The 21,865-nt window shown below is 39.9% G+C and carries 17 protein-coding genes, 1 other RNA gene and 1 pseudogene; 8 read left to right on the forward strand and 11 right to left on the reverse strand.

Annotation, left to right across the window (positions count from 1 at the left end):
• The 8 genes and pseudogenes from EWZ81_RS06950 to EWZ81_RS06985 all read right to left on the reverse strand — a co-directional run.
• Positions 1–195, reverse strand: a pseudogene (locus EWZ81_RS06950) (hypothetical protein); the annotation flags it as partial.
• A gap of 18 nt (positions 196–213) precedes the next feature.
• Complete coding sequence (locus EWZ81_RS06955) at positions 214–1,521, reverse strand: N-acetylmuramoyl-L-alanine amidase (protein WP_165549474.1); 1,308 nt, start codon at positions 1,519–1,521, stop codon at positions 214–216.
• Positions 1,522–1,527: 6 nt separating this feature from the next.
• Positions 1,528–2,619 (reverse strand): decanoate oxidase/trans-2-decenoyl-[acyl-carrier protein] isomerase FabX, encoded by a 1,092-nt coding sequence (gene fabX, locus EWZ81_RS06960; protein ID WP_165549475.1) that lies wholly within the window; start codon positions 2,617–2,619, stop codon positions 1,528–1,530.
• Between the two features lie 16 nt (positions 2,620–2,635).
• Positions 2,636–3,844, reverse strand: a complete 1,209-nt coding sequence (gene tyrS / locus EWZ81_RS06965; RefSeq protein WP_165549476.1) for a tyrosine--tRNA ligase — start codon at positions 3,842–3,844, stop codon at positions 2,636–2,638.
• Between the two features lie 19 nt (positions 3,845–3,863).
• Positions 3,864–6,194 (reverse strand): RelA/SpoT family protein, encoded by a 2,331-nt coding sequence (locus tag EWZ81_RS06970; RefSeq protein ID WP_165549477.1) that lies wholly within the window; start codon positions 6,192–6,194, stop codon positions 3,864–3,866.
• The gene (locus EWZ81_RS06975; RefSeq protein WP_000712202.1) at positions 6,181–6,405 is read right to left on the reverse strand and encodes a DNA-directed RNA polymerase subunit omega; all 225 of its coding nucleotides are present in this window, start codon (positions 6,403–6,405) and stop codon (positions 6,181–6,183) included. The genes EWZ81_RS06970 and EWZ81_RS06975 overlap by 14 nt, the downstream gene beginning before the upstream one ends.
• Before the next feature lie 41 nt (positions 6,406–6,446).
• Positions 6,447–7,169, reverse strand: coding sequence for a UMP kinase (pyrH, locus tag EWZ81_RS06980; protein WP_001148056.1), 723 nt, complete (start codon positions 7,167–7,169; stop codon positions 6,447–6,449).
• A 105-nt stretch (positions 7,170–7,274) separates the two neighbouring features.
• Positions 7,275–7,958, reverse strand: coding sequence for an MqnA/MqnD/SBP family protein (locus tag EWZ81_RS06985; RefSeq protein WP_165549478.1), 684 nt, complete (start codon positions 7,956–7,958; stop codon positions 7,275–7,277).
• A gap of 130 nt (positions 7,959–8,088) precedes the next feature.
• Here EWZ81_RS06985 and acnB point away from each other — a divergent pair, with 130 nt between their 5' ends.
• The 4 genes from acnB to EWZ81_RS07005 all read left to right on the forward strand — a co-directional run bounded on the left by acnB (position 8,089) and on the right by EWZ81_RS07005 (position 14,026).
• Positions 8,089–10,647, forward strand: coding sequence for a bifunctional aconitate hydratase 2/2-methylisocitrate dehydratase (gene acnB, locus EWZ81_RS06990; RefSeq protein WP_165549479.1), 2,559 nt, complete (start codon positions 8,089–8,091; stop codon positions 10,645–10,647).
• A gap of 81 nt (positions 10,648–10,728) precedes the next feature.
• Positions 10,729–10,995: a hypothetical protein gene (locus EWZ81_RS06995; protein ID WP_165549480.1), complete on the forward strand. Its 267-nt coding sequence runs from the start codon at positions 10,729–10,731 to the stop codon at positions 10,993–10,995.
• Positions 10,996–11,275: 280 nt separating this feature from the next.
• Positions 11,276–12,565: an IS701 family transposase gene (locus EWZ81_RS07000; RefSeq protein WP_165549481.1), complete on the forward strand. Its 1,290-nt coding sequence runs from the start codon at positions 11,276–11,278 to the stop codon at positions 12,563–12,565.
• Positions 12,566–12,658: 93 nt separating this feature from the next.
• Complete coding sequence (locus EWZ81_RS07005; RefSeq protein ID WP_165549482.1) at positions 12,659–14,026, forward strand: outer membrane family protein; 1,368 nt, start codon at positions 12,659–12,661, stop codon at positions 14,024–14,026.
• 6 nt (positions 14,027–14,032) lie between these two features.
• On the opposite strand, the gene EWZ81_RS07010 is transcribed toward EWZ81_RS07005, so the two are convergent.
• From EWZ81_RS07010 to lolA, 3 genes are all read right to left on the reverse strand, one after another.
• Positions 14,033–14,560: a hypothetical protein gene (locus EWZ81_RS07010; protein ID WP_165549483.1), complete on the reverse strand. Its 528-nt coding sequence runs from the start codon at positions 14,558–14,560 to the stop codon at positions 14,033–14,035.
• 53 nt (positions 14,561–14,613) lie between these two features.
• Positions 14,614–14,998, reverse strand: a transfer-messenger RNA (tmRNA) gene (gene ssrA / locus EWZ81_RS07015).
• Between the two features lie 66 nt (positions 14,999–15,064).
• Positions 15,065–15,619, reverse strand: a complete 555-nt coding sequence (gene lolA, locus EWZ81_RS07020) for a LolA-like outer membrane lipoprotein chaperone (RefSeq protein WP_165549484.1) — start codon at positions 15,617–15,619, stop codon at positions 15,065–15,067.
• A gap of 146 nt (positions 15,620–15,765) precedes the next feature.
• Here lolA and secA point away from each other — a divergent pair, with 146 nt between their 5' ends.
• The 4 genes from secA (at position 15,766) to EWZ81_RS07040 (ending at position 21,740) form a co-directional block, all read left to right on the forward strand.
• Positions 15,766–18,363, forward strand: a complete 2,598-nt coding sequence (secA, locus tag EWZ81_RS07025; protein WP_165549485.1) for a preprotein translocase subunit SecA — start codon at positions 15,766–15,768, stop codon at positions 18,361–18,363.
• Positions 18,353–19,585 (forward strand): FtsX-like permease family protein, encoded by a 1,233-nt coding sequence (locus tag EWZ81_RS07030; RefSeq protein ID WP_165549486.1) that lies wholly within the window; start codon positions 18,353–18,355, stop codon positions 19,583–19,585. Before secA ends, EWZ81_RS07030 begins: the two co-directional genes overlap by 11 nt.
• A gap of 280 nt (positions 19,586–19,865) precedes the next feature.
• A complete protein-coding gene (hofF, locus tag EWZ81_RS07035) occupies positions 19,866–21,365 on the forward strand; it encodes an outer membrane beta-barrel protein HofF (protein WP_165549487.1) in 1,500 nt (499 codons plus the stop codon).
• Positions 21,366–21,557: 192 nt separating this feature from the next.
• Positions 21,558–21,740 (forward strand): hypothetical protein, encoded by a 183-nt coding sequence (locus EWZ81_RS07040; RefSeq protein WP_165549488.1) that lies wholly within the window; start codon positions 21,558–21,560, stop codon positions 21,738–21,740.
• Positions 21,741–21,865 lie beyond the last annotated feature (125 nt).

Genomic DNA, 21,865 nt, shown 5'->3' on the forward strand with positions numbered 1-21,865 from the left:
AGAAACGCCTATTAACCCCAAGTAATCTAATTTGACAATGAAATCATAAACATGGTTTTCAAACAAAAAAAACAATTGCGAAAAATCATTGCTAAAATGCGAAAACAACAAAGTTTCCACATTGAACAAAAACAACAAAAAAAATAATGAAGAAAAAACGACTTTATGCGTGTATATTTTTTGATAAAAATTCATCTACAACCTAATCATTGCCTAATCATTCTTGCTGAAGAAACTATCAATGCCATCAGCAATGCCCTTAGCCAAGATCTTTTGATACGGTTTGCTTTGGATGCGTTTAGATTCTATCGCATGGGAATTATAACCAATTTCTATTAAAATTGAAGGCATTAAAGCCCCGGCTAACACCCAAAAAGGCCCCTCTCTCACGCCCCCATCCACCACATCAGGGTAATTTTTGCGGATACTTTGGAGCATGCCGTATTGCACATCAATCGCTAGTTTGTTAGAAATAATCAATCGCTGCGTGTTCAATGAATTTAAAAACAAACTTTTAGAAAAATAATCCATTAAATTCACATCGTCTTTATTTTCTTGCTCAGCCACTTTCCTAGCCCTTTCGCTCCTTGCAGTGGATAAAAAATAAGTCTCTATGCCATGAGCGTTAGAAGTGGAATGCTTGGGGATGGAATTGGCATGCACTGAGATAAATAAATCCGCGCTTTTTCTATTGGCTAATTCCGTGCGAGCCACTAAATCAATATAAATATCCTTATCCCTTGTCAATAAAACACTATAGCCTCTTTTTTTAAGCTCTTTGTGTAAAAACTTCACCACTTCTAAAACAATGTCTTTTTCACACACCAAATTCGCGCTCATCGCCCCGCAATCTTTCCCCCCATGCCCAGCGTCTAAAACGATTTTTTTGTGTTTTTTGCGTTTGGTTTTGATGAAAGTATCATTTTTTTCTGCTATAAAAATTGGGTTCTTACTCTCATTTTCCGCTTCTTTTTTAGGAATTTCTTTTTTAGCGCTCCTTTCGTTCAATGGAGAATGCGCATGCTTTGAATGCGCATGCTTAGTTGGCGTTTTCTCTTTAGCCTCTTTAGCCTCTTTTTTAATGGGCTTAGGGGTGGGTTTTGGCGTTGTGTGTTTGAGTGCATGGTGTTTGGGTGGCTTTGGCGCCATTTGATGCCTAACTAAGGGCTTTTTCTCCACGATAGAAACATAAAGCTTGTCTTTAAGGATTTTAACCTCATAAGTCATCTTAGGAGCATAGCCGATAACCACTCGCGCTAATTTAGGGCTGAATTGCGCGATCGTGATAAAAGATTGCTTGGAAAATTGGTAATGCTTTTTAGGAATGGTTAAAACGGCTTCTAATTCCAAATAACTCTTGAAATTTTTGAGCGAAACTTCTTTGAATTTCTTAATTTCTTGATTGAACACCATTTTAACGCTGCTAGAGCCAAAAGGCACAATGTTGGTAATTTTAAGGGTTGTAGCATAAGCAAAATGCAACCAAAAAAGACATGCAACAACCCCTAACCTCACAAGCACTACAAATTAACCCTCTGTAAGCTCTTTAATCAATTCATGCACGCTGATAATCTTATCCACTCTATAGCCATTAGCCCCGGTAAAATAAAGCCCCTCTTCTCTGTTTCCTAAATAACTGCGCCCCAAGCCATCAGCGATACAATAGCCCACCTTTTTAGCCTCTTCACCTCTGTTGCAAGGTGCTACACAATTGCTCACGCATGCGATTTTAGGCGCGTTACCCTCTTCAATACGCTTGATCACCCCCGTATTAATAGCCCTAGCCGGATAGCCTACAGGCGATTTAATGAGTAAAATATCTTCTTTTTTGAGCGTGGGCAAAAGATCGGCATACGCTTTAGCGTCGCATTCTTTCGTGCCTAAAAAACGAGTCGCCATCTGCACCCCACTCGCTCCAAGACTTAACATGGTGTCTATATCCTTCCTATCCCAAATCCCCCCAGCAGCGATGATAGGGATATTCCCCCATTCTTTAGAAGCTTCCACGACTTTAGGCACTAAGTTTTCTAATCGGAATTCTTCTTTGAAACAATCTTCGAATTTAAAGCCCTGATGCCCCCCACTCAAAGGCCCTTCCACAATAAATGCATCTGGGATTCTTTTATACCGATCGCTCCACCTTTTACAAAGGATTTTTAAAGCCTTCGCTGAAGAAATAATAGGGATGAGCGCCACATCGCTAAAACCCTTAGCGAATTCAGGCATGTTAGTGGGCAAGCCAGCCCCTGTAATGATAATATTCGCTCCCGCTTCACAAGAATCCCTTAAAACACGGCCGTAGTCATTGATAGCGTATAAAATATTCGCTCCTAAAGGCTTATTCCCGCAAATCTTCCTAGCGTTTGCAAAAATCTCATTCAACGCTTTTTTAGAGTAAAAATTCAAGGCTTCAAAGGGTTTTTTAGCCACAATCCTTTCTACAAAACGCATGTTTTTATAATAACCAGTCCCTACGGCTGAAATCACTCCTAAAGCCCCTTCTTTGGCAGCATTTCCAGCTAGTTCATCCCAACTAATCCCCACACCCATTCCCCCTTGAAAGATAGGGAATTTTATGGTGTGCTTACCGATTTTTAGCGGTTTGAGTGTTGATACCATAGCTCTTTCCTTAATATTAGTTAATATTTAATTTCATAAATCTTTTCTTACCAAGCTGTATAACATAATTTCCTTTAACAAAACGATAACTCTCATCTTTTACCACTTCTTGATTAATCTTTACCCCTCCCCCTTGAATATCGCGCCTAGCTTGTGAAGTGGATGGGCAAAAGCCAATCTGTTTTAAAACATCTAAAATCCCAACCCCTTCATCAAAATCGCTCTCTGATAAAATTTCGGGCAAAAGGTTTGCGCTAAACACTTTAGAAAATTGCTCTTTCGCCTTGAATGCTTGATCATTGTTATAATAACGAGCCACGATTTCACTAGCGAGTTCTTCTTTAACGGCTTTAGGGTGCAAGGTCTGATTTAAAATACCATGTTTTAAGTCTTCAATTTCTTCTAAAGTCTTAGTGCTCAAAAGGGTGTAATAGCGCCACATAAGATCATCGCTAACGCTCATGATCTTCCCAAACATCGCGTTAGGCTCTTCAGTGATCCCCACATAATTCCCCAAGCTTTTACTCATCTTTTGCACCCCATCAAGCCCCTCTAATAAAGGCATGGTAATGACAGACTGCTCTTTATTCAAGCCATAAGATCGTTGCAAAAAACGCCCCACCAGCAAATTAAACTTTTGATCATTGCCCCCAAGCTCAATATCCGCATCCATCGCCACTGAATCATAACCCTGCAACAAAGGGTATAAAAATTCCACGATGCTAATGGGGCGGTTTTCTTTGTAGCGTTTAGCAAAATCGTCCCTTTCTAGCATTCTAGCGACTGAAAACTTCGCGCACAATTCTATCATGCCCTTTGCGCCTAAAGCATCCAACCAAGTGGAATTAAAGCACACTTCGGTGTGTTTTTGATCTAAAATCTTATAGATTTGCTCTTCATAAGTTTTAGCGTTTTCTAAGACTTGATCCCGGTTTAAGGGTTTTCTCGTTTCATTTTTCCCTGTAGGATCGCCTATCATAGCGGTAAAATCCCCAATCAAAAACTTAACCCTAGCCCCATATTGCTGCAATAAAGCTAATTTTTGGATCAACACCGTATGCCCTAAATGCAAATCGGGAGCGGTAGGATCAAAACCGGCCTTAACGACAAAGCGTTCATTGGTTTCATAATATTTTCTCACCAGCTTTTCAATGTATTCTAATCCAATGATTTCATTAGCGCCTCTTTTGATCTCTTTTAAGGCCACACTGATTTTTTGTTCCATGTTTATCCCTTAATTAGGCTTATTGTAGCTCATAAGCGTCATCCAGACTGGATAATTCTACAATCCTATCCTGATATTTGCGATTGATTAAAGCCCTCATCCAATCCGCCTTATCCGTGGCTATTTCAAAACTCACTTCGCAATGGCTAGAATACTTGTCTTTATAGCCCAAATAAGACACGCCCACAATATTGCATTCATTCCTGTTTAAAAAAGTCAATAAACTCGCTAAAACCGACTTTTTTTCTCCTAAATAAAACATCATTTTATAAATCGTTCGATCCCGCTTGTGCCACTCTATATAAACCATAGGCGCTTTAGCATCCACTTCCGCTATCGCTTTTTTGCAAAATTTATGGTGTGCAACCGCTTTTGGATCTTTCAAATCCGTTACAATCGCAATGATTTCATCGCCATATTTAGGGTAACAACAATCATTCAACAACACCTGTTTGATTTCTAAAGCGTTGCTTGAACAAACGCTAAAATGTTCTAATTCCTTACACTGCCACTGCCGATTGGGGGTTAAAAAATTCAAAACGCTGGTTTTAAAACCCAAATATCTCAAACCTCGAGTCCATAAACTCATCTCTTGGTATTCTAAAATCGCGTCTTCTTTTAAAGAAAACACCTTATTTTCAATTTCTTCGGTGAGTTTGGCTAAATTTTCAAAGCTTTTCATCGCTTCTGTTAAGGTGGTCTCCACCCCGCAATCTGTTAATTTTTCTTCAAAGTTTTTATAATCTTTTAAATCCACATCTTCAAAAACAGAACGCCCAAAAAAAGTCGCTAAGATATTGATCATGCTCTTAGTGTCAATCTCTTTCAAGCGGTTTCTTCTTTGGATGCGCAAATGGTTTTTAGCCTTAGAAGTTTTAAGCTGATCCATCCAAATGAAACGAGGTATTATTTTATCGCCTTTAATAATTTTAACCACATCCCCGCTTCTTAATTCCTGATTGAGTAAGGCTTTTTTACTATTGATATAAGCGTCCGTGGCTTTATCGCCCAAATCGCTATGCACCATGTAAGCAAAATCTAAAGCGATCGCACCCACCGGTAAAGTGTAAGTGTCCCCATGAGGCGAAAAAACGACAATATCTTCACGATACAAATCGTTCTTAGCGAGTTCGTAAAATTCCTTAGGGTCGTTTTTCAAATCGCTGTCATGGTATTTAAAATTTTGCAACCACCTCATGCCCTCATGGTGATCTTCATTATCCACGCCTCCAGCTTTATACTTCCAATGGGCTGAATTACCATACTCCGCCCCCATGTGCATATCAAAGGTGCGAATCTGCACTTCATAAACAGAAGATTCATCAAAAATCGTCGTGTGTATCGTCTTATAGCCATTTTCTTTGGGTAAAGCGATGTAATCTTTAAAACGAGAGACAATGGGTTTGAAATTCAAATGGATAATCCCTAAAACTTTATAGCAATCAATCGGGTTTTTCAATAAAATCCTAATGGCTAACAAGTCCAAAATTTCATCAATATTGACCGCGCCCTTTCGTTGCATCTTAAGATAAATAGAATAAGGGCGCTTCACCCTTGTAACGAGTTTAAAATCCGAGTGGCTAAACCCGCTATCAAAAAGTTTTTTTTCTAACTTGCTCGCAAAAGCGTTGAGTTTTAAAAGTAAAGACTGCTTGTTTTTGTGCAAATATTCCTTGATATTTTTATACTCTTCTGGATAAATATAATAAAAGCTCTTGTCTTCTAATTCATTTTTGATTGAAGACATGCCCAATCGGCTCGCTATGGGGGCATACACCGCTAGAGTCTCTTTAGAAATACGCACTTGCTTGTCATGAGGCAAGGCGTCTAAGGTGAGCATGTTGTGCAACCTGTCGCTAATTTTTACCACTAAGGCTCTTGGATCTTGTATCGCGCTAATTAAAATCTTTCTGAAAGTGAGCGCTGAAACCACCATTCTTGGATCTTGAGAGCTCACGCCTAACTCTTCTTTCCTGATTTCAGTGATTTTAGTGAGCGCATCCACTAAATTAGCCACATCTTGCCCAAATTCTTGCTCAATCGTTTCAATCTTACAAGGCGTGTCTTCTACCACATCATGCAAAAGCGCAGCGCACACCATCGCCTCATCGCCCCCACAAAACGCTACCAAGCTTGCCACGCAAATAGGATGGATGATATAAGGCTCGCCGCTCTTTCGGTATTGCCCCTTATGGCTCTTGGCCGCTAAATTTAGGGCGTTTTCAATCTTGGGCGTGAAATCAATTAAAGTCCTTAAGATTTCAATGCCACCCTTTGGGGTCGTAACTTTTTTGATAACATCCAAAATCCGTAAGAATCCGATATCAACGGATTTATCAATTTCGTTCATCTATCCTGTCTATATCAATTTTCCCTTCAGCGATTTCTCTAATGGCAATATCCACTAATTTATGGCGTTTAGGGTCCATATTCACTAAAGTTTTGGCTCCGGCGTTTAATTGCTTCACACGAGCGAAAACTAAATTATCTAGCATGTAGCGGTCGTTCCCAATATTTTTTAAGGCTTGAGCGACTAAACTCTCTGTTCTCTCTTTTTTCAAACTGATCCTTTTATTTTGAGTTCTATCCAATTTTAAAGGGCTTATTTTACCATAGAAAATACGCCTTGTTGGTGCTTGATCACTTGCAATAAATTCCCTTTTTTGAACATGTTACACACCACAATGGGGAGTTTATTGTCTTTAGCTAAAGAAATAGCGGTATCGTCCATCACTTCAATATCCCCTATCAAAGCGTCGTTATAGCTTAAAGTGTCTAATTTTTTAGCGTCTTTAAATTTGTTAGGGTCTTTGTCGTAAATGCCATCCACTTTAGTCGCTTTAATGATTAAATCCGATCCGATTTCAATCGCTCTTAAAGTAGCCGCCGTATCCGTAGTGAAAAACGGATTTCCCGTGCCAGCGCCAAAAATCACCACCCTACCCTTTTCTAAATGCCTGATCGCTTTTCTGTAAATGTAACTTTCACAAATCTCTTTGATTTCAATCGCGCTCTGCACCCTTGTGTCTAAGCCGATATGCTCTAAAGCTTCTTGCATGGCTACCGCATTAATCACGGTGGCTAACATGCCCATATAATCCCCACTGGTGCGCCTGATAATCCCCCCTTGAGCCGCGCTAACCCCCCTAATGATATTGCCTCCACCAATCACAATACCCACTTCAATATCGTTTTCCACTAAACTTTTAATCTCTTTAGCGATGTGATCTAGCACATGAATGTCAATCCCAAACTGGTTGTCCCCAGCTAACGCTTCCCCAGAAAATTTCACCAAAACCCGCTTGTTTTTTATCTTTGCTTGCATGATCCCTTCTTAATTTAATAAAATTTTAATAAAACTTGTGATTGTAACCTAATCTTGCTTAAAAACACCCTTTCTGAATTTTAAGCCTGCATTCTCAGCGAATCACTAAAAACGCTTGGGTTTTTGAATGCGTTTGAATAACAATTCACGATAGAACGCTTTAAGGCCTGATTGCTCCTTTTTGCCTAAAGTGTAGTAAATTTTTTGCAAGTAGTTTAAAATATCTTGGCGTTTTAGGTTGGTTTTTAAAGCGGCTTCTTTAAGGATGTAGTAAGGGATTTTTGTTTTTTGATGTTTGAAAGCTAAAGACAAACGCTTGTAAAAATCCTTGTTTTTATGGTAACACAAACGCCCAAAAACAAACGGCAAGCGTTTTTTTTCATACCAAAGAGCGGCTAAATCTATAAAATCTTTTTTAGGGTTGGAATAATAAAATTGCAGTGCTTTATTGCCGATTAACACTCCGCCTTTTAACCCTAGAACTTGAGAGAGGGCGTTTGAAGAAGCGCTTTCTTTGTCAAAAGCGTTTTTTGTATCCACAACCAGCACGCTTAAAACTTCTTTATAAGCGACAATGCCTAGAGAATGGGAATGAAGAGCGAATGAATGGCCAGCGATAGAAGAAATAAAGCCCGCATCAATACGCCTGAATAAAAAACTTTGATTGAGTTTGGAGGGGTAGGTTTTTTTAAGCCGCAAGAATTGCTTGAAATAACAAGGGGTGGGGTAGGATTTGATAAACACATCAAAAGGGAGCATGTTCAAATAATCAATTTTACCAAAACGCACTTAAAATCCTTTTTTATATCGCATGGTAGCTAAAGTTTCTTACAACTTAACTAAAAGTAAAAAGAGTTTTGTTATCATGGGGCAAACGATTAGGGCATTAGCCAATAATGCGATTTAAAAAGGAGAAATGATGAAAGATTTTTTAGAAGATTACAAAAAAAGCGTTTCAGAAAGAGGAAGTGAGGGTATCCCGCCACTCCCCTTAAGCGCTAAACAAGTTCAAGCCGTCGTTGAGATTTTGACAAAAGATCCCACAAACGCCGCTTTCGCTAAAGAATTACTCATTCACAGAGTAAGCCCTGGGGTTGATGAGGGGGCGAAAGTCAAGGCGGAATTTTTAGCCCAATTGTCTCAAAAAAAACTAGAATGCCCGCACATTAGCGCTTTAGAAGCGACCACTCTTTTAGGCACGATGCTTGGGGGTTATAATGTAGAGCCTTTGATTGTGGGATTAGAAAGCCAAGACAAAAACATCGCTAAAGAGAGCGCGAAAGCTTTAAAAACCACCCTTTTAGTCTATGGATCGTTTAATAAAATCGCTACAATGAGCAAAACTAACGCTCTGGCTAAAGAAGTGTTAGAGTCTTGGGCGAATGCCGAATGGTTTTTGAATAAAAAGCCTTTGAATGAATGCATTGAAGCGTGCGTGTTTAAGATTGATGGCGAAACCAATACCGATGATTTAAGCCCAGCGAGCGATGCTTTCACACGAAGCGATATTCCTTTACACGCCAAAGCCATGCTAAAAAACCGGATTGAAAATTACGAACAACGCATTGAAGCCATTAAAACTAAAGGCGTTCCTGTGGCGTATGTGGGCGATGTGGTTGGCACAGGAAGCTCTAGAAAAAGTGCGACAAACTCTATCATGTGGCATTTTGGTAAGGACATTCCTTTTGTGCCTAATAAAAGGAGTGGGGGCATTGTGATTGGGGGGGTGATCGCTCCGATTTTCTTTGCGACTTGTGAAGATAGCGGGGCGTTACCCATTGTGGCTGATGTTAAGGATCTAAAAGAGGGCGATTTGATTAAAATCTATCCTTATAAAGGCGAAATCACGCTGAACGATAAGGTGGTTAGCACTTTTAAATTAGAGCCTGAAACTTTGTTAGATGAAGTTAGGGCTTCTGGGCGTATCCCTTTAATCATTGGTAGGGGTTTGACGAATAAAGCGCGTAAATTTTTAGGGCTAGGCGAATCGGAAGCGTTTAAAAAGCCAGCCGCTCCTAAAAGCGATGCTAAAGGCTACACTTTAGCCCAAAAAATTGTAGGGCATGCTTGTGGGGTAAAAGGGATCTTACCTGGGACTTATTGTGAGCCAAAGGTTACCACCGTGGGCAGTCAAGACACCACAGGGGCGATGACTAGAGATGAGGTTAAAGAATTGGCGAGTTTGAAATTTGATGCGCCTTTTGTGTTGCAGAGTTTTTGCCATACCGCTGCTTACCCAAAACCTAGCGATGTGAGTTTGCATGCGACCTTGCCTGGCTTTATCACTCAAAGAGGCGGTGTGGCGTTGCATCCGGGCGATGGCGTGATCCATACATGGCTGAATCGCATGGGATTGCCTGACACTTTAGGCACAGGAGGGGATAGCCACACCCGTTTCCCTTTAGGCATTAGTTTCCCGGCAGGGAGTGGGTTAGTCGCTTTTGCAGCCGTTACAGGCACGATGCCATTGAACATGCCAGAATCCGTGTTGGTGCGTTTTAAAGGGGAAATGAATCCTGGGATCACCTTGAGGGATTTAGTGAATGCGATCCCTTATTATGCCATTAAAAAAGGGTTACTCACGGTGGAGAAAAAGGGTAAAATCAATGTCTTTAACGGGCGTATTTTAGAGATTGAAGGCTTGCCTGATATTAAAATGGAGCAGGCTTTTGAACTAAGCGATGCGAGCGCTGAAAGGAGCGCGGCGGCTTGCGTGGTGCGTTTGAATAAAGAGCCGATGATTGAATACTTGAAATCCAATATCAAGCTTATTGATGAGATGATTGCGAGCGGTTATGAAGATAAAGAGACTTTGAAAAAACGCCGAGATGCGATGCAAGCTTGGGTGGATAATCCGGTATTGTTAGAGCCAGATAGTAACGCTCAATACGCCGCTGTCATTGAAATTGATGTGGCAGAAATCACAGAGCCTATTTTGGCATGCCCTAATGACCCTGATGATGTCGCTACTTTGAGCGAAGTTTTAGCGGATACGACCGGCAAAAGACCGCACGCTATTGATGAAGTGTTTATTGGCTCCTGCATGACGAATATCGGGCATTTTAGAGCCTTTGGTGAAATCGTTAAAAACGCCCCCCCCAGTCAAGCACGCCTTTGGGTAGTGCCACCCAGTAAAATGGACGAACAAGAGCTTATTAATGAGGGCTATTATGCGATTTTTGGGGCTGCCGGAGCAAGGACTGAAGTCCCAGGCTGTAGCTTGTGCATGGGCAATCAAGCGAGGGTTAGAGATAATGCGGTCGTTTTTTCTACTTCCACGCGCAATTTTGATAATCGTATGGGCAGAGGGGCTAAAGTGTATTTGGGTAGTGCGGAGCTTGGGGCGGCGTGCGCTTTACTAGGGCGAATCCCCACTAAAGAAGAATACATGAATTTAGTGAGTGAAAAGCTAGAGAGCCAAAAAGACAAGATCTATCGCTACATGAACTTTAACTTAATGGAGAATTTCAGGCTCTAGTTTTGTTTTCATTAAAAGGGAATGATCCCTTTTATTTGGCTATGGCTGAGTGTTGGGAGAGGATAAAAAAGGAGAGTGGTGATGAAAAAAGTCGTTGTGAGTTTATGCGTGGCGTTGGCTTTTTTAAGCGCGGATCCAGTGCAGGCCAATAAGGTGATCAGTAATGCGGATTTGATTAACGAGATAAGGGATTTAAAAAAAATCATCAGCGTGCAAAACACTGAGATTAACCAATTAAGAAAGGTGCAAGAAGTGTTGTCTGGGCAATTAGGGGATATGCGTAAGGATATATTAAGCACTAGGGATTATTGCATTAGCTTAAGGCCTTATATCTATAATTGGCGCTAGGGGATAATCAAAACATGAAAGCATGTGCTATTCAATGATGCAATCCTTTAATGGTTGAAAAATATGGTTGAAAAATTAAAAGTTAGGGGGTTTTGGTTTTCGCTTTGTGCCCTTATAATGGGGATTTTACAGAGTTTGAGTGTTTAAAAGCGCGTTTGATCCCACACGCCTTGAAAAAAGTCCTCTTGTTGGATTGTAGGGGTAAAATCAGTCCCCTTGTTAGGGTTAATTATTCTATAATAACAAAATTTTAGGAAATTCAGTTTAAAGATATTAAAAAATGCCATACGCCTTAAGAAAAAGATTTTTCAAACGCCTTGCGCTGATTGTTTCCACTTTTTGCGCGATAAGCTTGAGCGCTAAAAGCTATCTGTTTTCCCCTTTGCCCCCAGCGCACCAGCAAATCATTAAAACAGAGCCTTGCTCTTTGGAATGTTTGAAAGACTTGATGCTGCAAAATCAAATCTTTTCTTTTGTGTCTCAATACGATGATAACAACCAAGATGAGAGCCTTAAAACTTATTACAAGGACATCTTAAACAAACTCAACCCCGTATCCATCGCTTCTCAAACCCCAACCAAAGAAAGCTATGAGCCTAAGATTGAATTAGCGGTTTTACTGCCTAAAAAGGTGGTGGGCCGTTATGCGATTTCAGTGATGAACACCCTTTTAGCGTATTTGAACACCAGAAACAACGATTTCAATATCCAAGTCTTTGACAGCGATGAAGAAAGCCCTGAAAAATTAGAGCAAACCTATAAAGAAATTGAAAAAGAAAAATTCCCTTTTGTGATAGCCTTATTGACTAAAGAGGGCGTGGAAAATTTGCTCCAAAACACCACCATTAGCACCCCTACTTATGTGCCTACGGTGAATAAAACGCAATTAGAAAATCATACCGAGCCTTCTTTAAGCGAGCGCTTGTATTTTGGGGGGATTGACTATAAAGAGCAATTAGGCATGCTCGCAACTTTCATTAACCCTAATTCGCCCGTGATTGAATACGATGATGATGGCCTGATAGGCGAACGCTTGAGGCAAATCACGGAGTCTTTAAACATTGAAGTCAAACACCAAGAAAATATTTCTTACAAACAAGCCACGAGTTTTTCTAAAAATTTTAGAAAAAATGATGCGTTTTTTAAAAATTCTACTTTGATTTTGAACACCCCTACCACTAAAAGCGGCCTGATCCTTTCTCAAATAGGGCTTTTAGAGTATAAGCCCCTTAAAATCCTTTCCACACAAATCAATTTCAACCCCTCTTTACTCTTGCTCACTCAGCCTAAAGACAGGAAAGATTTATTCATTGTCAATGCCTTGCAAAATAGCGATGAAACGCTTATAGAATACGCTTCCTTATTGGAGAGCGATTTAAGGCATGATTGGGTGAATTATTCCAGCGCAATCGGGCTAGAGGTGTTTTTAAACACACTGGATCCGCATTTTAAAAAATCTTTTCAAGAAAGTTTAGAAGACAATCAGGTCCGTTACCACAATCAAATTTATCAGGCTTTAGGGTATTCTTTTGAGCCGATAAAAAATGAAAGCGGGACAAAAAAAGAATAATATTTAGATAATTATTTGAATACTTTTATTTTTAATCGGTTTTTTAATAAAATTGGAATATGATACGAGCGAAAATTAAACAAGGATTATTCTGTGTTAAAATTTCAAAAATTACCCTTATTGTTTGTTTCTATTCTTTACAATCAAAGCCCTTTATTGGCTTTTGATTATAAGTTTAGCGGGGTAGCGGAATCTGTTTCTAAGGTGGGGTTTAACCATTCCAAACTCAATTCCAAAGAAGGGATTTTCCCTACAGCCACTTTTGTAACCGCCACGATCAAGCTTCAAGTGGATTCCAATCTGCTCCCTAAAAGCATTGAAAAACACAGCTTAAAAATAGGCGTTGGGGGGATTTTAGGAGCGCTCGCTTACGATTCCACCAAAACACTCATAGACCAAGCCACGCACCAAATCTATGGCTCAGAACTTTTTTACCTCATAGGGCGTTGGTGGGGGTTTTTAGGCAACGCTCCTTGGAAAGACTCCCGCATAGAATCTGACGCTCACACCCGTAATTATGTGCTGTATAATTCCTATCTGTTTTATTCTTATGGCGATAAATTCCACCTAAAATTAGGACGCTACCTCTCTAACATGGATTTTATGAGTTCCTACACACAGGGTTTTGAACTGGATTATAAAATCAACTCTAAAATAGCGTTAAAATGGTTCAGTTCTTTTGGGAGGGCTTTAGCTTTTGGGCAATGGATACGGGATTGGTATGCCCCTATTGTCACTGAAGATGGCAGAAAAGAAGTTGATGATGGCATCCATGCCGCGCAACTCTATTTTTCTAGCAAGCATGTTCAAGTCATGCCTTTTGCTTATTTTTCGCCTAAGATTTACGGAGCGCCCGGTGTTAAAATCCATATTGACAGCAACCCGAAATTTAAAGGCTTAGGGCTAAGGGCTCAAACCACTATTAATGTGATTTTCCCTGTTTATGCTAAAGATTTATACGATGTGTATTGGCGTAACTCTAAGATTGGCGAATGGGGCGCATCGCTTTTCATCCACCAACGCTTTGACTACAACGAATTTAACTTTGGCTTTGGTTATTACCAAAATTTTGGCAACGCTAACGCAAGGATTGGCTGGTATGGTAACCCCGTCCCTTTTAATTACAGAAATAACAGCGTTTATGGTGGGATCTTTAGTAACGCTATTACCGCAGACGCCGTTTCTGGGTATGTCTTTGGTGGAGGAGTGTATAGAGGGTTTTTATGGGGGATTTTAGGCAGATACACTTATGCCACTAGAGCGAGCGAAAGATCCATCAACTTGAACTTGGGCTATAAATGGGGTTCTTTTGCTAGAGTTGATGTGAATTTAGAATACTATGTGGTCAGCATGCACAACGGCTATAGATTAGACTATCTCACTGGCCCTTTCAACAAAGCCTTTAAGGCTGACGCTCAAGACAGGAGCAACCTCATTGTGAGTTTGAAATTCTTTTTTTAAACCCTATCAATTAGGTTTGGTAGAATTGAGCCATTGTTTTTGGAAATCAATGGCTTTTCTCAATTCGGCTTCTAGCTGGGCTAAAACATCTTTTAAGGGCTTAACATCAATCAAATTGTCTTGCTTGAAAGAATCCAGCTGTTTGTCAATTTGCAAAGCGACATCCAGCGCGTCTTGGGGGAATACCGGCTCGCCTAAAGCCTTCTTAACCGCTTCGCCGATTTCAATCGTTTCAGAGCCTTGATGATCTTTTAAGTTAGGATTATTTTCTTTGTCCTTAGGCTTAGGCTCTAAAATCAAACGCAAATGTTTGATTTTTTCATGCAAATCGCTAATATCTTTTAAGTGATCGGTATTGCGCCCCCTATCCACCGCTTTTTCTAAAAGCTTATCGCTCAGGCTCACTAACTGATCGCTTAATTTCACGCTGTTAGCTTGAGCTTCTGTCACTTCATCAATATCAATCGCTGCTAAAGCGCTCACAAAATAAAAGGGCAACGCCCACCTTCTAAAACGAGAGAAAAACTTCTGCATTTACCTTCCTTAAATACGCTATAAAATACGCCATAAAATGATACTTTTTAATATGGTGGAGCTGTGGGGAATCGAACCCCAGTCCAAAAATCTTGTCCTAAACACAAACTTCTACAATGCTTAGAAAATTGGTTAGTTTTTTAGCCTTAAAACTAGCTCTGGTCCAACTTTCTAAAACCTTAAGGTAGTTTCAAGAGTTCTTTTTCTTAGTTTAAAAGGCGAACCACCTTTTAAAAGCGTCTAGCTTAAGGTTATGGAGTGATTAAAACGCTAGAAATTCTAATCAGTCCAGCTCCAAAAGGAGATTAACTCACGCAACTTTAGCGTAAGCTGGAGCGTAATCTGCGTTGTTTACAGTTATTTTTGTTGCTGTTTTACAAGCAGCGCTTGGCATGCTATCTGTGCGACAAGAAATCTGTCGAAATCCAAGTCAGCCCCATGATTTTCAAAAGCTTGTCTATTTTAGCTAACTTTTGCTAACAAAACGCAATGAATCATCAAAAATCATTGGTGCACAATATCAATATTTTCATCTTTAGGCTTAAAAACAAAGATTTCATTAGCAATGGTGGGGTTGATTTCTGCTTGAGAAAAAGTGATCGTTACAAGATTGTTCATTTCATCTTTAAATTCCAGCGAAAAAGGCTTGCCGTCTTTAAAGACCAAACGATAAGTGGTTTTGTTGATAGTCGTTTTAAAAGAGCCGTCATCTTGCTTTTTCAAGCGCTTGAGAATGGTGAAAAAATCCGTCTTGTCTTTTAAGGGCGTGATGGTCGCTTGAAACAAATTAGGCTCATAAACCACCACTTCTTTATCGTTCATGTAAATTTCTTTTTTTAAGGGTTTTTCATAAACCCATAAAGCCCAATTAGGGGCTTTAGCCTTTAAAATCCCATAATAAACTAAGGGTTTTTCATTTTTTAACACTTGCTTGAAATGTGCGCTAAAACTTTGCAAATTTTGTAAAATCTCTTCTTCTTTAGAAAGGGTTGAAAGGCTTTTAGCATGAGCAACGCTCATAAAAATCAAAACCATGCAAATCTTTAAAAAAGCTTTCATTAATCAAACCTTAAAACAATCTCTCATCTTTAATAAAACCCTTTATTTTACAAGACTTTTATTTTATCCATGCTAAAATGGGATTAAAAACTGACGCTTTAATCAAATAAATGGGATTGAAGCACTCTTAAAAGGTTACTACTACCATGATAAAAGCAATCATTGGAAAAATCATTGGCACCAGAAACGATCGTTGGATCAAACAATACAAAAAACAAGTCCTAACTATCAACGCCTTAGAGCCTACTTATGAAAAAATGAGCGATGTTGAACTGCAAAACGCTTTTGAAGAGTTAAAAAAACGAGTGCGATCCGTAGAAAAAGATTTGCAAGAAAAAACCCTTTTAGAAGTTTTACCGGAAAGTTTTGCTATCACCAGAGAAGCGAGTAAAAGGATCTTAAAGATGCGCCATTTTGACGTGCAACTCATTGGAGGCATGGTCTTAAACGATGGCAAAATCGCTGAAATGAAAACCGGGGAGGGTAAAACTTTAGTCGCTACTTTAGCGGTGGCTTTGAACGCTTTAAAGGGCGAGAGCGTGTATGTGGTAACGGTCAATGATTACCTAGCCCATAGGGATTCTAAAGAAATGGAGCCGTTGTATCAATTCTTAGGTTATAGCGTAGGCACGATCAGCGCAAGCGTGCGAGATGATGATGAGCGTTTAGAGATTTATTCTAAAGACATTGTTTATGGCACTAATAATGAATTTGGTTTTGATTATCTAAGGGATAACATGAAATATTCTTTAGAGCATAAGGTGCAAAAATCGCATGCGTTCGCTATTGTTGATGAGGTGGATTCCATTTTAATTGATGAAGCGAGAACCCCCTTAATCATTTCAGGGCCTGTGGATAGGCGCATGGAAAATTACAACAAGGCTGATGAAGTCGCTAAAAGCATGCAAGTGGAAACCGATTTCACCATAGATGAAAAAAACCGCGCGATTTTGATCACTGAAGAGGGGATTAAAAAAGCCGAAAACCTCTTTGGCGTGGATAATTTATACAAGATTGAAAACGCCGCCCTATCGCACCATTTAGACCAGGCTTTGAAAGCGAATTACCTCTTTTTTGTTGATAAAGATTATATTGTGGCCAATAATGAAGTGGTGATTGTAGATGAATTTACCGGCCGTTTGTCTGAGGGGAGGCGCTTTAGTGAGGGCTTACACCAGGCTTTAGAGGCTAAAGAGGGCGTGAGCATTAAAGAAGAGAGCCAAACCTTAGCGGATATTACTTTCCAAAATTATTTTAGGATGTTTTCTAAACTCGCTGGCATGACAGGCACGGCCCAAACCGAAGCCACAGAATTCTTAGAAATCTACAATTTAGAAGTGGTGTCTATCCCTACTAATCTAGCGATCAAGCGAAAAGATTTGAACGATCTCATCTATAAGAGTGAAAAAGAAAAATTTGACGCGGTGATCCTTAAAATTAAAGAATTGCACGATAAGGGTCAGCCCGTTCTAGTTGGCACAGCCAGCATTGAAAAGAGTGAAACCCTGCACGCTTTACTCAAAAAAGAACGCATCCCTCACACCGTTTTAAACGCCAAGCAACACACCAAAGAAGCTGAAATCATCAAAGACGCCGGGCTTAAAGGGGCGGTTACGATTGCGACTAACATGGCAGGCAGGGGCGTTGATATTAAACTCACTGATGAAGTTAAAGAGCTTGGGGGGCTGTATATCATTGGCACTGAAAGGCATGAGAGCCGCAGGATTGACAACCAATTAAGGGGGCGAAGCGGGCGCCAAGGCGATCCGGGAACAAGCCAATTTTATTTGAGTTTAGAAGACAATCTGTTACGCATTTTTGGGAGCGATAGGATTAAGGGGGTAATGGAAAAATTAGGGCTTAAAGACGGCGAACACATTGAATCCAAGCTCGTAACAAGAGCGGTGGAAAACGCGCAAAAAAAAGTGGAAAACTTGCATTTTGAAAGCCGTAAGCATTTGTTAGAATACGATGATGTCGCTAATGAGCAACGAAAAAGCGTGTATAAATTTAGAGATGAATTATTAGATGTTAATTACGATATTGGCACTAAAATCGCTGAAAACAGAGAATACGCGCTCAATCAAATCTTTTCTAAACTCAAAGCCTTTGACCATCAAAACCTGTCTGAAGAGGAACTTTTAGGGCTTAAAAACATCTTAAAAGAAGATTTTAACGCTCATGTTTCATTAGAAGATTTAAAAAAAGCTGCTCCTATTGAAAAATTTGTGGCTGAAAAACTCAAAAGCGATTATGAAAACAAAATGAAAGTTTTGGATAGCGAACAAAGAAGCCGGATTGAACGCATCGTGTATTTGCAGATTTTAGACAACGCATGGCGAGAGCACCTTTACACGATGGATAATCTCAAAACCGGTATCAATTTGAGAGGCTATAACCAAAAAGACCCCCTTGTAGAATACAAAAAAGAGAGTTATAACCTTTTCTTAGAACTCATTGAAGACATTAAAATAGAAGCGATCAAAACCTTTTCTAAGATCCAGTTTGAAAATGAGCAGGATTCTAGCGATGCGGAGCGTTATTTGGATAATTTTAGCGAAGAAAGAGAGCATGAGAGCGTAACTTACCGCCATGAAGAAACTTTAGATGAAGATTTGAATATGTCCATGAAAGCTTTTTCTAAAACCCCTAAAAGAAACGAGCCTTGCCCTTGTCAAAGCGGGAAAAAATACAAAGATTGTTGCGCTAAAAGCGGGCCTAAAAAGGGCTTATTTGCCAAATAGATCCTTAATCTTTTTCCTTATCAAGCGTTATTTGCGTTTTGATAAAAGCCAGCCATTTATTAGTATCACCGCTTTGTTAGCTTTTTTTGGCGTGGCGGTTGGCGTGATGGTTTTAATTGTGGCTATGGCGATCATGAACGGCATGAGTAAGGAATTTGAAAAAAAGCTTTTTGTGATGAACTACCCCTTAACGCTCTATACCACAAGCCCTTATGGGATCAGCGAAGAAGTGGTTCAAGCTTTAGAAAAAAAGTTCCCTAATTTGCTTTTTAGCCCCTATTTGCAAACCCAAAGCCTGATTAAAAGCGCGCATTCCATGAATGGCGGCGTGGTGTTTGGGGTTGATTTTTCTAAAGAAAGGCGCATCAATGAAGTTTTAAACGACGCTTTAAAAAACACTAATACAAACGATCTTTTTAAAAACCCTTTTAATTTGATCGTGGGGAAAAGCTTGAGATACAGCTTGAATCTAGATCTCAATCAAAAAGCCGATTTGTTTTTCACCGAATTAGAGCCAACAGGCCTAACCCTCTCCCCTATCATGAAGCGTTTTACTATCAAAGGCGATTTTGATTCAGGGCTAAAATCTTATGACATGAGCTACATGTATGCGAGCCTTCAAGCTATAAGCGCGATCAGGAGGTTACCTTTAGGGCTTTATGATGGGGTGCATGTCTATTCTAAAACGCCCATGAAGGATATTGAAAATTTACGCAACGCTTTAAAAACGATCAACCACCATGGCATAGGCATTGAAGGGTGGTGGCAGCAAAACGGGAATTTTTTCTCGGCTATGGAATTAGAAAAAAGAGCGTTATTCATTGTGCTCATGCTCATTATTTTAATGGCGTCTTTGAATATCATCAGCTCGCTTTTAATGGTGGTGATGAACAGGCGTAAAGAAATCGCCCTACTCTTTAGCATGGGGAGTAGCCAGAAAGAAATCCAAAAAACTTTTTTTTATTTGGGCAATATCATTGGTTTGGGCGGTGTGGTGCTTGGGGTGGTTTTAGCGTTTATAAGCATGTATCTTTTAAGCGTGTTCCCTATCATCTCGCTCCCGGCAGATGTCTATGGCATCAACACCTTACCTTTAGATTTGTCTTTAATGGATTTTACGCTCACTCTCATAGGCTCTGTGATCATCGTAGCCCTTTCTTCTTATTACCCGTCTAAAAAAGCTTCTACTATTGACGCTTTAAGCGTGTTAAGGAATGAATAAATTAAAAAATTAAATAATATTGAGATTAAATAAGGCTTTGAGTGTCTGTATTTGACTAGCAAAGAAAAATTTTATTCTTAAAATTAAAAAAAACCATAATATTATGCTAGTATTAACGCACGACTTAGTTAAGATTAACTTTGCAAGTCGGACTTCGTAGAAAAAAGGACGGAAGATGAACAGACTGATTAGATGTTTAAGATCTGCAAGAAAAAATTTTCTTTGAACGGTGTTGGCTTACTCTATTTAGAATTTTTGGTTTATACTAAAGGTTAAACACATGAACTATAAAGTTGCATCTGCTAAAAATATCGCAACGCTTCTTTTTTTATTCTCTTCTCAAAGTGAAGCTTTTGATTTGGGTAAAATCGCTAAAATCAAAGCGGGTGCTGAAAGTTTCTCTAAAGTCGGTTTCAATAACAAACCTATCAACACTAATAAAGGGATTTACCCTACCGAAACCTTTATGACGATCATGGCCTACATGCAAGTGGATTTTACGGAACTCTTGCCCAAAAGCGCTACGGCTAACGGGCACCATTTAGATGGGAGCCTTGGGGGTTGGGGGGGCGCTGTGATTTACGATAGCACTAAGGATTTTATTAACGAAGTTACAGGAAAGCCCTATGGGGCTATGACATGGAACTATGTGGGCTATTGGGGCGGTCTTGTAGGGCAAAAACCATGGGCTAGTTGCGGGTTAGCCACAGGGAATTTGACCCAAGGCCAATACGATAAGATGACTCAAGCTGAAATGACGCAGTTGTCTAATCAAGAAGCTTTAGCGGCTTCCACTTGCGCAAAAACCTATGCCGATCACACCAGAAATTATGTGATTTATAACGCTTACTTGCGCTACAACTACAAGGATATTTTTGAAATTAGGGGCGGGAGGTACGAATCCCCAGCGGACTACATGAGCGGTTACAACCAAGGCTTGGACATGACCTTAAATTTAGGGAATTTCAAATTCTGGTGGTTTAGCTCGTTTGGTCGTGGCTTTGCCTATAATGAGTGGCTTTATAATTTCTATTCGCCTAAAACCTACACCCTTAAAAACGGGCAAACCATAAACCCAGGGGTGCATGCCTTTTATATCATTTGGAATTACAAGGGTTTCAGCATTCAGCCTTTTGTCTATTTTTCACCCTTTAACGAATACGACCCCAACTTTACGATCACTTATGATAGTAACCCCACTTTCACTGGATTAGGGTTCCGTTCTCAAACCGATGTTACCGTGCTTAATCCTTTTTACGCTAAAAGATTTTGGGACACCTACCAGTTTGGCATGCCAGCCGGTAAAAACGCGCACAGCTTGATGATCAAACAAAAGTTTGAATGGAATGAATACAATTTTGGTTTTGGGATTTATAAATCCTTTGGGAACGCTAACTGGATGATAGGCTACCATGGTAACCGCTTAGGCTTTGACTTTTGGACGAACAGCGTTTATGCAAACACCCTTAACTCTTTGTCTTACATGATGGATGCGAACGCTTTTACCGTGTTTGCCTTTGGCGGTGGGGTGCATAGGAAATTCCTTTGGGGTTTATTAGGGCGTTTGACTTATGGGCCTAGGGCTAATGAACAAGTCCTATCGCTCAACTTGGGCTATAAATTCACTAAAAATTTCTCAGCCGACATTAAATTTGAATATTATAATGTGTTGATGCATCAAGGCTATAAAATGGGGTGGAACGGGCCAAAATTAGACAGCCAGCCCGCCACCGATCAAGACAGAAGCCACATTTTCACCGAGATAGTGTGGAAACTTTAAGCCCCTTTAATAACGACCCTTTTTAAAAGGGGTTTGTTAAAAACGCCTAGCCATAAAACAGCCATTCAAAACCGCTTTAGCACCTATTTTAGGGCTTGTTTTTAAAAAGTGGGTTTGCCCTTGACTTTTGGGGCGTTTATTATCTCTTTATCTTTTCATTCAATTTTTTAATCTTGTTTTAGCATTTGTAAAATGAGGAGTTTTAAGGGGGTTTGTTGTAGGATTTCATCACGCCCCATAAGTTCGTTTTATGGGGCAGACCAACATTGTAAGGAGCATGCCATGCGATCAGAAAATGGCAAACGCTCTTGGAGATCATTATACTTTGAGTTTGCTTTTTTGGGGCTTAAAGTGATCGTTTCTGTGAAACGCTGATTTTCTAAGAGCGTTCCCCTGAGTTTAAAAGCTTAGGGGTTTCCTTTAAAAAGCGGGTTTGCCCTTGACTTTTGGGGCGTTTTATTTGTTTAAAACCCTGATTTTAGCGCTCATTAAATCGTGGT

Origin of the sequence: Helicobacter pylori (assembly GCF_011140715.1) — a bacterium.
In the GTDB taxonomy this organism is placed as follows: domain Bacteria; phylum Campylobacterota; class Campylobacteria; order Campylobacterales; family Helicobacteraceae; genus Helicobacter; species Helicobacter pylori_DA.